The organism is Paenibacillus sp. CAA11 (assembly GCF_003060825.1).
Lineage (GTDB): Bacteria > Bacillota > Bacilli > Paenibacillales > Paenibacillaceae > Fontibacillus.
In genome coordinates this window covers 148,317-161,281 of sequence record NZ_CP028922.1, presented here as the reverse complement: position 1 = coordinate 161,281, position 12,965 = coordinate 148,317, and the positions used below count along the sequence as shown (strand labels likewise).

General features: G+C 50.8%; 13 protein-coding genes and 1 pseudogene. 2 read left to right on the top strand and 12 right to left on the bottom strand.

Annotated features, from left to right (window positions below; translation table 11 throughout):
* Positions 1–16: 16 nt before the first annotated feature.
* From hisA to DCC85_RS23230, 7 genes are all read right to left on the bottom strand, one after another.
* Entirely contained in the window at positions 17–760 is a 744-nt protein-coding gene (gene hisA / locus DCC85_RS00815) for a 1-(5-phosphoribosyl)-5-[(5-phosphoribosylamino)methylideneamino]imidazole-4-carboxamide isomerase (RefSeq protein WP_108463855.1), read from the bottom strand.
* A 134-nt stretch (positions 761–894) separates the two neighbouring features.
* Positions 895–1,536, bottom strand: coding sequence for an imidazole glycerol phosphate synthase subunit HisH (hisH, locus tag DCC85_RS00810; RefSeq protein ID WP_108463854.1), 642 nt, complete (start codon positions 1,534–1,536; stop codon positions 895–897).
* A 4-nt stretch (positions 1,537–1,540) separates the two neighbouring features.
* Entirely contained in the window at positions 1,541–2,167 is a 627-nt protein-coding gene (gene hisB / locus DCC85_RS00805; protein ID WP_108463853.1) for an imidazoleglycerol-phosphate dehydratase HisB, read from the bottom strand.
* Positions 2,164–3,474 carry a histidinol dehydrogenase gene (gene hisD, locus DCC85_RS00800; RefSeq protein ID WP_108463852.1) on the bottom strand — a complete coding sequence of 437 codons (1,311 nt, stop codon included), beginning with the start codon at positions 3,472–3,474 and terminating at the stop codon, positions 2,164–2,166. The genes hisB and hisD overlap by 4 nt, the downstream gene beginning before the upstream one ends.
* A 37-nt stretch (positions 3,475–3,511) precedes the next feature.
* The gene (gene hisG, locus DCC85_RS00795; protein WP_108467649.1) at positions 3,512–4,147 is read right to left on the bottom strand and encodes an ATP phosphoribosyltransferase; all 636 of its coding nucleotides are present in this window, start codon (positions 4,145–4,147) and stop codon (positions 3,512–3,514) included.
* Positions 4,148–4,172: 25 nt separating this feature from the next.
* Positions 4,173–5,351 (bottom strand): ATP phosphoribosyltransferase regulatory subunit, encoded by a 1,179-nt coding sequence (locus DCC85_RS00790; RefSeq protein WP_108463851.1) that lies wholly within the window; start codon positions 5,349–5,351, stop codon positions 4,173–4,175.
* Between the two features lie 402 nt (positions 5,352–5,753).
* Positions 5,754–6,155, bottom strand: a complete 402-nt coding sequence (locus DCC85_RS23230) for an acyltransferase family protein (protein WP_234414286.1) — start codon at positions 6,153–6,155, stop codon at positions 5,754–5,756.
* Between the two features lie 308 nt (positions 6,156–6,463).
* Here DCC85_RS23230 and DCC85_RS00780 point away from each other — a divergent pair.
* Together DCC85_RS00780 and DCC85_RS00775 are read left to right on the top strand one after the other, a co-directional pair.
* Positions 6,464–6,986, top strand: a pseudogene (locus DCC85_RS00780) (sigma-70 family RNA polymerase sigma factor).
* A complete protein-coding gene (locus tag DCC85_RS00775) occupies positions 6,979–8,394 on the top strand; it encodes a DUF4179 domain-containing protein (protein WP_159081728.1) in 1,416 nt (471 codons plus the stop codon). The pseudogene DCC85_RS00780 and the gene DCC85_RS00775 overlap by 8 nt, the downstream one beginning before the upstream one ends.
* Positions 8,395–8,444: 50 nt before the next feature.
* Here DCC85_RS00775 and DCC85_RS00770 read toward each other — a convergent pair whose 3' ends face one another.
* From DCC85_RS00770 to DCC85_RS00750, 5 genes are all read right to left on the bottom strand, one after another.
* Positions 8,445–8,936: an acyltransferase gene (locus DCC85_RS00770; RefSeq protein WP_199909959.1), complete on the bottom strand. Its 492-nt coding sequence runs from the start codon at positions 8,934–8,936 to the stop codon at positions 8,445–8,447.
* Complete coding sequence (ppaX, locus tag DCC85_RS00765; RefSeq protein ID WP_108463848.1) at positions 8,933–9,598, bottom strand: pyrophosphatase PpaX; 666 nt, start codon at positions 9,596–9,598, stop codon at positions 8,933–8,935. Before ppaX ends, DCC85_RS00770 begins: the two co-directional genes overlap by 4 nt.
* Before the next feature lie 5 nt (positions 9,599–9,603).
* Positions 9,604–10,638: a prolipoprotein diacylglyceryl transferase gene (gene lgt, locus DCC85_RS00760; protein ID WP_108463847.1), complete on the bottom strand. Its 1,035-nt coding sequence runs from the start codon at positions 10,636–10,638 to the stop codon at positions 9,604–9,606.
* Between the two features lie 11 nt (positions 10,639–10,649).
* A complete protein-coding gene (hprK, locus tag DCC85_RS00755; protein WP_108463846.1) occupies positions 10,650–11,591 on the bottom strand; it encodes an HPr(Ser) kinase/phosphatase in 942 nt (313 codons plus the stop codon).
* 163 nt (positions 11,592–11,754) lie between these two features.
* Positions 11,755–12,876: an ABC transporter ATP-binding protein gene (locus tag DCC85_RS00750; RefSeq protein ID WP_108463845.1), complete on the bottom strand. Its 1,122-nt coding sequence runs from the start codon at positions 12,874–12,876 to the stop codon at positions 11,755–11,757.
* Between the last annotated feature and the right edge of the window lie 89 nt (positions 12,877–12,965).

The window sequence follows — 12,965 nt, the reverse complement described above, 5'->3', positions numbered from 1 at the left end:
CCTATTCGATGACCTCTTATCGCTTGCCTGCCTGTACGGCCGCTACGGCTTCAGACAGCCGAATATTGCCGGTATACAGCGCCTTGCCGACGATGGCTCCGCCGACGCCCTCAGCCGCATGCTCAGCCAGCCGCAGCAGATCATCCTGGACGGTCACCCCGCCCGAGGCAATAACCGTACGGCCGGAGGCTTGCGCCAGCGATACGATCGCATCCACATTCGGCCCCTGCATCATGCCATCGCGGGATATATCCGTAAAGATAAACGTCTCAGCTCCCTTAGACGCAAGCTCCTTCGCCAGCGCCTCGGCCTCCACCTCCGAGGTCTCCAGCCAGCCCCTTGTCGCCACAAGTCCATTGCGAGCATCAATGCCGATCGCCACCCGGTCGCCGTAGCGGCCAAGGACCGCCTCGGTGAACTCACGATCCTCGATGGCTGCGGTACCGATAATGACACGCTGAACACCCAGCCCAAGCAGCCGTTCAACATCAGCAAGAGAACGAAGCCCGCCGCCCACCTGGACCGGGACCTGCACGGCTTTGGCAATTTGCCCGATCAGCTCAGCGTTCACCGGTTGGCCGGCCTTGGCTCCATCCAGATCAACCAGATGGATATAAGAACCGCCCTCGGTCTCCCAGGATTTTGCCACTTCTATCGGATTCTCGTTATATACCGTCTCACGGGCATAGTCCCCTTGGACGAGACGGACGCATTTGCCTCCCCGAATATCAATCGCAGGATAAATTGTAAATGATGACATCCTTCTATTGCCCCTTCCATTCTCCAGTGTTGAACTCCCAACTTCCGCTAATTATGAGACATATGCAGGTCCCGCTAGGGCCGCTATAAAAAAAGAAGTGGCCCGCCCCCATCGGGTAGCCGCTTCTGTAGACTTTACGCCAGGCGCTCTCCCGCTTGCCGCGGGCCTGCTGCCAGCTCCAGAAAATTGCGGAGCAATGTCATGCCGAGCTCCCCGCTCTTCTCGGGATGGAACTGCATCCCGTACACATTGCCGCGTCCCACAATCGCTGTCACCTTCTGCTCATAATCGGTGACGGCTACAAGGTCGGACGCAAGCTCTGGCAGGGCATGGTAGGAGTGCACGAAATAGACGTGCCCTTCCTGAACGCCCTGCAGCAGCGGGTGCTCCGGCTGCACATATTCCAGCCGGTTCCAGCCCATATGCGGCACTTTATAGCTGCCGCCTGCGAACCGCACCACCTTGCCGGGCAGCAGCCCGAGGCCTTGGTGGTGCCCGTGCTCTTCGCTCTCATCGAAGAGCAGCTGCATCCCGAGGCAGATGCCCAGCAGCGGTTGCCCGGCCGAGGCCGCAGCGCGGACGGTCTCGGCAAGCCCGCTTGAACGCAGCTGCTCCATCGCGTCGCCGAAGGCGCCCACGCCTGGCAGCAGCACGCCATCCGCGGCCAGGATCTGAGCCGGATCGCCGGTGATCACAGCGTCATAGCCCAGACGCTCGATCGCCTTGCTCACGCTGTGCAGGTTGCCCATGCCGTAATCGACGATTGCGATAGCCATAGCTTTAGAGCACTCCCTTCGTCGAAGGCACACCGCTTACGCGGGGGTCAATCCGGGTAGCCTCGTCCAAGGCCCGTCCCAGCGCCTTGAATACCGCCTCGATCATGTGGTGCGTATTCTGTCCATAGTGAACGATGACATGCAGCGTCATCCGCGCTTCCAGCGCCAGCTTCCACAAGAACTCATGTACAAGCTCGGTGCTGAAACTGCCTACCTGGGAAGAAGGATACTCGGCCCGATATTCGAAGTGCGGGCGATTGCTGAGGTCGATCACCACCTGGGCCAGAGCCTCATCCATCGGGACGAAGACGCTGGCATAGCGCTTAATCCCCTTCTTGTCGCCCAGAGCCTCCTGAATGACTGCCCCTAGGCAGATGCCGATATCCTCTACGGTATGATGGTCATCAATTTCTATATCACCCTTGGCTTTAACAGTAAGGTCGAACTGGCCGTGCTTCGTGAATAAATCGAGCATATGATTCAGGAACGGAACGTCCGTCTCCAGCTTGGACTGACCGGTGCCGTCTATATTAAAAGCAAGCTGAATATCCGTCTCATTGGTTTTTCGGGTGATTTGACCCTCACGGCGTGGTGCATTTGCTTCCGTTGCTTCTGTTGCATCTGTTGTCATCTATACCCCTCCTGCCTTCCTTCTTGCTGGAGCTGCTGGAGCCGGATTTCAATCGCTCTTGCATGGCCTTCGAGACCTTCCCGGCGCGCCAGTTCCATAATATTATCTGCATTCTCAAGCAAGGCTTGCTTGCTGTAATAGATTAGACTTGATTTCTTAATAAAATCATCCACATCGACCGGAGAAGAGAACCTCGCGGTACCGTTGGTCGGGATAATATGATTCGGTCCCGCAAAATAGTCGCCTACCGGCTCTGAGCTGTAAGGTCCCAGGAAGATCGCCCCTGCGTTCTCTACCAGTCCCAGGTAGCGCATTGGCTCTTCCACAAGCAGCTCGAAGTGCTCCGGCGCCAGACGATTGATCGTGCGGATGCCCTCCTCGATGGAATCGACTAGCAGAATGGCGCCGTAGTCGCGAATGGATGCGGCGGCAATCTCCCGCCGCGGCAGCTCTGAGAGCTGGCGTTCAACTTCCGACCTGCAGCGCTCCGCAAATTCGCTGGATGTCGTCACAAGAATCGCCGAAGCCATCTCATCATGCTCGGCCTGCGAGAGCAGATCGGCCGCGACATACGCCGGGTTCGCCTGGTCATCGGCGAGCACGGCGATCTCACTCGGGCCCGCAATGCTGTCGATGTCCACGACACCGTAAACCTCACGCTTGGCGAGGGCTACATAGATATTGCCGGGCCCGCAGATTTTGTCCACGGGCGCGATGCTGTCCGTGCCATAAGCCAGGGCGGCGATAGCCTGCGCCCCGCCAACCCGGTAAATCTCGCGGACTCCGGCCTCTGCGGCCGCTACCAGAATGTAAGGATCGATCCCCTCTTGTCCGCCGGTAGCCGGAGGCGTGACCATCACGATCTCGGGTACTCTGGCAACCTGGGCGGGAATGACATTCATCAGCACGGAGGATGGGTAAGCAGCTTTGCCGCCCGGGACATAGACACCGACCCGCCGCAGCGGGCGGATAATTTGGCCCAGCAGCGTACCGTCCGGCTGAAGATCCATCCACGAATTTCTTTTTTCCCGCTGATGAAATGCCCGTATGTTGGCTGCAGCTGCACGAATGGCCTTGACAAAGGTGTCTTCAACCAGGCTATAGGCCGCTTGAAGCTCCTCGTCCGACACCCGCAGCTGCTCTGGCGCGAGCTTGACGCCGTCAAAGCGCTCAGTATAGCGCAGAAGCGCCGCATCTCCTTCCTTCTTAACCTCTGCAACGATACTTTTCACTGCTGCATTCTGCTCGGGCGAACCATACTCGACCTCGCGCCGAAGATCAAAATCTGTTGCGGATAAGATCCTCATCCTGTAAACCCCCTAACTGATTGGTCCTTCCAGCTCCTCAATCCTTGATAGATGAACGAACGACACGCTCCAAAACATCGCAGACGCCCTGAATCTCCGCATTCTTCATTCGATAGCTAACCCGGTTCGCCACCAGGCGGCTTGTAATATCAAAAATCCGCTCCATCTCTACCAGGCCATTCTCCCGCAGCGTCTGACCTGTCTCCACCATATCCACAATCCGATCTGCCAGTCCGATTAGAGGAGCCAGCTCAATCGATCCATTCAGCTTGATCACCTCAACCTGCTGGCCCTGTTCACGGAAATACTGGGAGGCTACATTGGGATACTTCGTAGCTACCCGCTGCTGAATCCCCGGCTGCCAATCTGGCAGGCCGATCACCGACATCCGGCATCGCGCAATGCCTAGATCAAGCAGCTCATATACGTCCCTATTCTCTTCCATAAGTACATCCTTGCCTACAATGCCAATGTCAGCGACTCCGTATTCTACATAAGTCGGGACATCGACCGGCTTAGCGAGAATAAACTCCATTCCAGCCCCCGGCAACGGAATAACCAATTTGCGTGATTCGTCGACATCTAGAGGAATTGGCAATCCCGCTTCCCGGAACAGCGCCGAAGCTTTTTTATAAATGCGCCCTTTGGGCATCGCAACCTTTATCGTCTGCATCCCTAGCCACTTCGCTCCTCCCTGTCTATTCTTCCGCGCCGAAGCTTCTGATCTCGCCGTAAGCATGACTTGCCGTCAGCTGGCTTGCCTCCTCGGAGCCTTGCAGCATCGTTACTACCACCTGCCCTGCGGCCCGCAAACGTTCAGCCTCACGCAGCGCCCCCTGTCTATGATCAGCGGTATATACCAACAGCACTGTCTTCTGTTCCTCCGGCTTTAATCCCCCGGCTCCATCCAGAATCCGGTTCGTCTTCAGAGCAAACCCTGTGGCCGGTGCCGGACGGCCAAACTGCTGGAGCAGATTATCGTATCTGCCTCCGCTGCACACCGGGAATCCGACATCCGCAGCATATCCTTCAAAAATAAGGCCTGTATAATAGGAGAAATCCCCAATCATCGTTAAATCGATCACCACATGCTCGGCTACCCCGTAATCCTCCAGCACATCATATACCTTGCACAGATGCATAATGGAGGCCTGGGCAAGCGGACTTGCGCTTAATTCCAGCGCCTGTCCGCAAATCTCACGGCCGCCCCGCAAGCGAAGAATTCCTTCCAGCTCTAGCCGCTGGGACGGGCTAAGCTCAAGCTTGGCCAGCGTTTCCCGGTAACCGACATAATCGCGCTGGAGCAGCCCTGCTCTTAATGTCTCGCGGACGTCCGTCTGCTCTGCTGATATGGACTCCTCCAGCAATCCTGTTAAGAAGCCCACATGCCCTAGAGCAATCCGGAATGTGCTGACACCCGCCGCTTGCAGGGAAGCAATCGCCAGCGCTACAACCTCAGCATCCGCTTCTGGAGAAGCATCGCCAATCAGCTCCACACCCGTCTGGAAGAACTCCGCCTCCCGGCCAGCCTCTTCTTCAATGGCGCGAAAGACATTCGCATGATAGGAAAGCCTCAGCGGCAGCGGCTCTTCCTTCAACAGCGAAGAAGCCAGTCTAGCAATCGGTGAGGTCATATCTGATCGAAGGACCATCGTGGTCCCCCGGTTATTCAACAGCTTGAACAGCTTCTGATCTGACGTGGAGCTGGCCACGCCGACCGTGTCATAATACTCCATCGACGGAGTCATAATTTGACGGTATCCCCATCTAGACATGCATGCCAGCACTTGATGCTCAATGGCACGCAGCTTCTGCGTGGCATAGGGGAGATAATCCCGGACCCCGGCCGGCTTCTCAAATCCTTTCGGTTTAGACAATCGGCTCACCCCTTAGTCTTCAGTCGTTCCATAGTTGCTTTTACTTGGTAAAGTGCTACCATACTACCAAAGTAAAGAGTAACGAAATCTTACCATATTTCTTTAGCTAGCGTCAATGGCTACATCGTGATATTCAATGTTCAAAGTATGCCAACTTTCTTCAGCATGCATAACAAAAGCCAAGCGGGTTTAAGCATCCGCATGGCTTCTTCGTTGGGTACGTATGGTTTATGCGCCTGCCGCGAGGGATTCTCCATTGAATGATTAGTCCCAATGGAAGAGCCCAATTGGACAGTCTCTGATTTTTCTGAAAAAGCAACAGCAGCAGAGGAAACAGCAAGTAAAACTGCACGTTAATAAACACGAAATATAAATGCGTATAAGCTGAGCCAGTTAATATTCCTATTCCCAACGCTCCCAATCACCGTATAGATATGTATTCAACGCATAATAACAGCAGGAAGCAACGAGGTAAGGGATAATAATATAGAGTAATCTTCTCTTATAAAATTTACTCACTAGCTGGCGGCCCGCCGGGTGGTTCATATAGTTGTAAAAAAGAACAAAGCTGCTTAAGAAGATGAAGCATGGTGTTCCGAACTTGAAGAAAATGTTCACCCAATTGATGAAGACGTAATACGGGGAGTTCATGGCTTGTCCCCCAGCGGCTACCGAGGTTGCATGTACATGGATGACACCTAGAATTGCAATAGCACGAAATAAATCCAGCTGAGGCAGCCTCTCCTTGAGGGCTGATTTCACGTGATCGCTTCCAATAATTCTTCGATGCAGAACTTCCTTCATAAGATTCGCTTAATTTTGTGTGGCGAAAATGGCTGACCAACAAAACAGACTTCATCACCCTCCTTACTCGGTTAATAAAGGATGCTTCTTGACCGTTCACCTCTGCCGGGGAGCAATCGAACACATTTTTCACTTACCTTCTTTTTTACCTCTACCTATTGAATTAGACTCTGCTCCCGAACCAAGAGTTGTTCCGCCTTTTGTAAAATTTTCATCAATTTTTAAATCGAATTATCTTTCCAGGGAGTCTTATACATATGGAATGAATAACCGGCCGGTTATACGCCATAACGGAAGGAGCCTTAACCTTGAACGAGAAAGAGTTGGCCTGTGCTGCATGCCAGGGGGATGAAGAAGCCTTTTACAGAATCGTGTCCCTACATAGGCGCAAGCTTTACGGCATTGCCTACAGCTACCTGCATAATGAAGAAGATGCACTGGAAGCCCTGCAGGAGACCGTCTGCCGCGCTTGGGTGAAGTGCAGCAGGCTGAAGCGATCCTGATGCCTTTGTCCCTTGGCTTATCCGTATTCTGATCCACTGCTGCATGGATGAATTGAAGCGCCACAAGCGGCAGCTTCCGCTAGAGATAGAGCGCGAAGGATCGGCGATGATGATCAGTGACCACAAGCTTGATCTGGAAAGAGCGATGGAGCGCTTAAAGCCGAAATACAGACACCCTGTCATTTTAAAATACTATCAAGACATGACCGTCCCACAAATTGCCGAGGTCCTCGGCCACCCGGAGGGTACCGTCAAGACTTGGCTGCGCCAAGGGCTAAAGCTGCTGAATCAATATATGAACTATGGGGGTGGACATCGGTATGAATAAGCCAAGAGATATGAGGTTCGAACAATTGACGAACGAGCTGCATGAAGCAGAGCAGCATGTAAGTGAGGAAAGACTAGATAGAGCTATCCGCCTGGGGTTGGAGCTTGGGCGTAAGCAGCGCCGCAAAGTTCGGCGCAGGTGGCAGATTGGCGGGACGGCAGCCAGCATGCTCGCAGCTTGCCTAGCGGTCATTATCCTGTATAATCATACGATTTGGCCGGGTTCAGCCACAACCGCTGCGCCTGATTCTTCTCAAGTACCTGCGCTAGACCCTGGTGTTAAAGAAGCTATATTTAACATCGGAGATCATTCCGACTGGCAAACTGCTTATAAGAATGGACTGTATCAGCCTGTAAATCAATCTAAAGAGGATGGCAAGTTTAAATTAACGGTCAATGGTGTTTTAGCAGATTCCTCGAATCTGATTTTATTTATAACTGGTAACAACACGCTTGATAAAGAAAAGGTATCTTTTTTTGGCTTCGAAACTACTGATGAACATGGAGACCCATTAGTTTTCAAGTCAGGCGAAGACAATGACTCCAACAGCTCTCCTAATGTAGCTAACTTAGTTCTCCATTATGTATTTGACGAATCGCACCCTGTTCCGGATGTCATACATTTTAAAGCCAAACTAGGTTTAGATAATCACCCAACCAATCAATCTAATTTTTTAGAAATCCCTCCAATCCATATTGATCCAGGGAAATTTACTCAAACCTTATATGCTAATCAAGAGCAACAAATTGGCGATGTTCGGTTTACCGTAACGAAAGCTGTCCTTAGCCCGTTATCTACAAAAATATATTTATCAATGGACCAAAATAGTGCCAAGAAGTTAAAGGATTTCTATCATCTTCAAGTGTATGTAGGTAAGGGTAAGGATCGAAGGGAAATTCGTATGCCTCTAAACCCAGACTCTAGCTCCAAATCGAAGGAGCCCTATATTTTTACTTATAAAGGAAGCTACTTTGAATATAGTCAATCTCCAGCCTTCTCCATAATGGCGAACGGCATTGAGCAGTCTTTAGGGGATGAACTTCAATTTAAAGTGGACACCAAGCAACAGAAGCTCATTAATTCACCGGACCCCCGAATGCACTTTGGGAGCGTCACCGAGAATGAGAAAGGAACCATAGTCAAATTGATATTTGATGAAACAGAGTTTCCTATCCCGACAACCAAACAATATTACAACGAAGATAATGCAATACATCAATTCACCGATGGCCAAGGGCAAAAGCATTCACTCCTGGATTTGCAATATCGAGCTTACACCTCCGATCCCACGGCTAGCATAGAATTCACCATCCCTAAAGGGAATTATGCTCAGCCCCTAACCTTTACGCTTCAGAATTATCCGGGCCTTAAGATCAAGAAGGACTTCACCGTTAATTTTCACCCATAAAAATAAAGGTATCGGCCTCATCGCCGATACCTTTATTTTGTTTCCTGAACCTATTCATCCGCTTTCCGTTCAATCACCCTTAGCGGATTCCCGCCGACAAAGCTGCCGGGCGCTACGTCCTTATGGACAACAGAACCAGCGGCCACTACCGCACCGTCCCCGATGGTAACACCGGGAAGAATCGTGCAGTTCGCCCCAATCATGACCTCATCCCCAATGATTACTTCTCCCAGCCTGTATTCTTTAATCAGGTATTCATGGGCAAGAATGGTCGTATTATAGCCGATGATGGAGTTTCTCCCGATCGTGATTTTCTCTGGAAAGAACACATCCACCATCACCATCAGGCCAAAAGCCGTATACTCCCCTATCCGCATGCCAAGAATCCGGCGATATATCCAGTTCTTCAAGGATAGGACCGGGCAATAGCGTGCCAGCTGAATGAATATGAAGTTCTTTACCCCTTTCCAAGGGCTGACGGTCCGGTAAATTTGCCACAACGCATTTGGGCCGTCTACCGGATGTCTGGTTACTTTCCTCACAGATTCGCTGGCTCCCATCCAAGCAAGTCATATAAATCGGTCATATCCTTCAAAATATAGTCCGGCTCATACGTCTTCAGCTTCTCCGCTCCCTTGAGCGACCAAGCCACAGCAGCCGAATGAACGCCTGCGGCTTTGGCGGACAAAATATCCGCCGGGCTATCGCCTACCATGAGTGTACGGGCCGGGTCGGCCTTCAAACGGTCTACAGCCGTTAGCACCGGCTCTGGGTCGGGCTTGGGGTGTTCGACATCGTTAAGGGTCACGATGGTATCCATGAATTTCAACAATCCGAACAGCTCAAGCACCCGCATCGTCGATGGCTTCATCTTCGTAGTCACCACACCAAGCGTAATCCCCTTCTCATGCAGCTTGGAGATAACCTCATATACATGAGGAAATTCCTTAACCATATGGTCATGATGCTCTGTATTATAAGCCCGGTAATCCTTCACCAGTTGGGTCAGATCTCCGGCACCTGTGAACTGCTGAAGCTGCTGCTCCAGCGTCATCCCCATATAAGGGATAATTTGCTCCCTTGTATAAGGCTGTTCTGGTGTGGAAGCGCCATGTTTCTCAAGAACATGTAAGAAAGACGTAATGATTAACTCATTTGTATCTACAATGGTTCCATCCAAATCAAACAGTATGGTGTCTATCATGTAAGCTACTCCTTTGTTTCTTCATCCCTATCCTTGGCTTTCGCCCCCTCCAGCTTCGCAGGCTGAGTAGTGGTTTGAGCCGTTGTCTGATTTGCAGCTGCCTCTCCAACATGATCGTCCTTTTGTCTTGAGGAAATAATCGGATCACTGTAACGCGGAGGCTTAGGATTACGCGTCCGTCTGTAAATAATCAGCAGCATAGCACCAATTACAATCAGAACAGCCAGCAATTGCGAGATTCGGACATTTCCGTAAGCCGGGTCAAGCGCTCCATGCTCAAACCCAAACCATTCAAGCGGCTTCCACAAGCCGTTGACCAGCGTGGCTAACCAGTCTGGGCCTTGAAAGGCCAAGCTGTCTGTTCGCAGCCCTTCGATATAGAAGCGACCGATCGAGTACCAGATGAAGTAAGTAAAAAACAGTTCCCCGGCGCGCATAAACTTCTGACGACGCAGGACGAACAGCAGAATAATGCCAAGCAAGTTCCATAAGGACTCATACAAGAAAGTAGGGTGATGATACACGCCTTCTACATTCATCTGATCCACAATAAAAGAAGGCAGATGAAGATGTTCCCTCAAAAAGGTCTGCGTGGTTGGCCCCCCGTAAGCCTCTTGGTTCACGAAGTTCCCCCAGCGGCCAATCATTTGTCCTGCGATCAGCGACGGTGCACAAATATCTACAATTCTCCAGAAATTGTAGCCCTTCACACGTACAAATATGACCGCACATATGATGGCCCCGATGAGTGCTCCATATATGGCTATACCGCCATTCCATATTTTAAATACGTCCCAGAAATTATTCTTATATTCGTCCCATTTGAAGGCGACGAAGTAGATCCGGGCTGCGATGATCGCCGAAGGGACGCCCAGCAGAAGCAAATCCATAAAGAAGTCCTGCGGGATGCCGAAGCGCTTGCCTTCGCGGATAGCCAGAAGCAAGCCTACAAGCGCTCCAGTTCCTAAGATCAGTCCGTACCAATGTACATCCAAACTACCGATCGAAAAGGCGATCGGATTTAATAACAATGTTCCCACAGTTCACACTCCTAATCCAAATCGTCGATATCTTCCGCTATGGTCTCCGTCAGCTTTGCTGTGAACTGAAGAGCTGCATTATAGCCCATCCGTTTGAGACGGAAATTCATAGCTGCCACCTCAATAATGACAGCAAGGTTACGACCTGGACGAACCGGCACGGTAACAAGCGGTACATCCGTATCAATAATTCGCGTCGTTTCTTCATCCAGCCCGAGTCGGTCATACTGCTTCTCCTGCTGCCAGGCTTCGAGCCGGATCACCAGCGTGATTCGTTTATTGTTTCGAATGGCGCCGGCACCGAACAAGGTCATGACATTAATGATGCCTACCCCGCGGATTTCCAGTAGATGACGGATCAGTTCCGGAGCTGTGCCGTGAAGCTGGTTATCCGAAGTTTGGCGAATCTCCACCGCATCATCCGCAATAAGTCGATGACCTCGTTTAACAAGTTCCAGAGCCGTTTCACTCTTACCAATTCCGCTGCTTCCCGTAATAAGCATCCCGACGCCATAGACATCCACAAGCACGCCATGAATCGTTGCCGTGGGTGCGAGTTTACGCTCAAGGAAGCCTGTAATCCGGCTGGAGAGAATGGTTGTAGCCATATTGCTGCGCAGCACAGGGACATCCTTCTCTGCGCTGACTTTGATTAATTCCTCCGGCACATCCAGAGAGCGCGTCAAAATAATGCATGGCGTAAGCTCACTGCTGCACAGCCGTTCCATACGGTCTCTGCGCTCCTCCTCCGGAAGCATATGAAAGAAGGCAAGCTCTGTCTTCCCTAGAATTTGTACCCGTTCTGGCGGGTGATATTCGAAGTAACCGGCCATTTCCAGTCCTGGGCGATACAAATCATCTACGGTAATCGACCGTTTGAGGCCTTGTTCACCTGAGACGACCTCTAGTCCAAATTGGTTCACCAATTCTGACACTTTTACTTTTTTAGCCATGTTTGTTCTCCTTTTCCCAAAAATCGGGGCTACCTGTCATTGTATTCATCCTATCGGAAAATGAGCGGTAAATCAATTACAACCGTCTTTTTTCGCATGCGCTTTCAAGAAAAAGAATGCCAAAAGGCCGCCCAGTAGGGCGGCCTTTTCTGTGAATCCTATATTAGTTGAAGAATACGTTCAACTCAGTTTCTTTGTCAAAGATATGAATCTTGTTCATATCAATCGCCAGCTTCACATTGTCACCTTCACGTGTAGTCGAACGTCCATCTACACGGCCAATAACTGTATCATTACCTACGCCGCTCAAGTAGAGGAGCATTTCATGGCCAAGGTTCTCAGTAACGTCTACGCGACCTGTGAAGATAGTTCCAGGAGATGCTTCCAGGAATACTGGCTCTTCATGGATATCCTCAGGACGAACGCCCATGATCACTTCTTTACCAATGTATCCGCCTTGTTTAAGCAGTCCTGCTTTACCTTGCGGTACCTCTACTTTGAGGCCGCTGGAAGTAAAGATCACAGCACCGTTCTCTTCTGTAAGCTGACCGTTGATGAAGTTCATCGTCGGGGAACCAATAAATCCGGCAACGAAGATGTTGGTCGGTTGGTTGTAAAGTTCTTCTGGAGAAGCTGCCTGTTGAATGATGCCGTCCTTCATAACGACGATACGGTCACCCATTGTCATCGCTTCGATCTGATCGTGCGTTACGTAAATACAAGTGGTTTCAAGACGTTTAACCAGCTTTGTAATTTCGGCACGCATCTGACCGCGAAGTTTCGCATCCAAGTTGGAGAGCGGTTCGTCCATCAGGAACACTTGCGGGTTACGCACAATCGCGCGTCCCAAGGCTACCCGTTGACGTTGACCACCGGAGAGTGCTTTTGGTTTACGATCAAGCAAATGCTCGATATCGAGAATCTTAGCCGCTTCACGTACGCGTTGGTCGATCTCTTCCTTCTTCGTCTTACGAAGCTTCAGACCAAACGCCATGTTTTGGTATACGTTCATATGAGGATACAAGGCATAGGATTGGAATACCATTGCAATATCGCGATCCTTAGGAGCTACGTCGTTAACAACGCGATCTCCAATATACAGCTTACCTTCAGAAATTTCTTCAAGACCTGCGATCATACGCAGTGTTGTAGACTTACCACAGCCGGAAGGACCAACCAGTACAAGGAACTCCTTGTCTGCGATATCCAAATTAACATCAACAACGGTTGCTTTGTCGGAACCAGCATATTTCTTGTAGATATGTTCTAAACGTACACCTGCCATGAGATTTGCCCCCTAAGGTAAAATTTAATAATAAGAATGATCAGAAATGAAATCGGATACAATTTATAAGTTTATATTAAACCATTCGT

Coding starts and splice junctions, on each gene's coding strand:
- hisD (WP_108463852.1), bottom strand. CDS start 3,474: ATGAGGATCTTATCCGCAACAGATTTTGATCTTCGGCGCGAGGTCGAG.
- hisH (WP_108463854.1), bottom strand. CDS start 1,536: ATGGCTATCGCAATCGTCGATTACGGCATGGGCAACCTGCACAGCGTG.
- hprK (WP_108463846.1), bottom strand. CDS start 11,591: ATGGCTAAAAAAGTAAAAGTGTCAGAATTGGTGAACCAATTTGGACTA.
- DCC85_RS00775 (WP_159081728.1), top strand. CDS start 6,979: ATGAATAAGCCAAGAGATATGAGGTTCGAACAATTGACGAACGAGCTG.
- DCC85_RS23230 (WP_234414286.1), bottom strand. CDS start 6,155: ATGAAGGAAGTTCTGCATCGAAGAATTATTGGAAGCGATCACGTGAAA.
- hisA (WP_108463855.1), bottom strand. CDS start 760: ATGTCATCATTTACAATTTATCCTGCGATTGATATTCGGGGAGGCAAA.
- ppaX (WP_108463848.1), bottom strand. CDS start 9,598: ATGATAGACACCATACTGTTTGATTTGGATGGAACCATTGTAGATACA.
- hisG (WP_108467649.1), bottom strand. CDS start 4,147: ATGCAGACGATAAAGGTTGCGATGCCCAAAGGGCGCATTTATAAAAAA.
- hisB (WP_108463853.1), bottom strand. CDS start 2,167: ATGACAACAGATGCAACAGAAGCAACGGAAGCAAATGCACCACGCCGT.
- DCC85_RS00750 (WP_108463845.1), bottom strand. CDS start 12,876: ATGGCAGGTGTACGTTTAGAACATATCTACAAGAAATATGCTGGTTCC.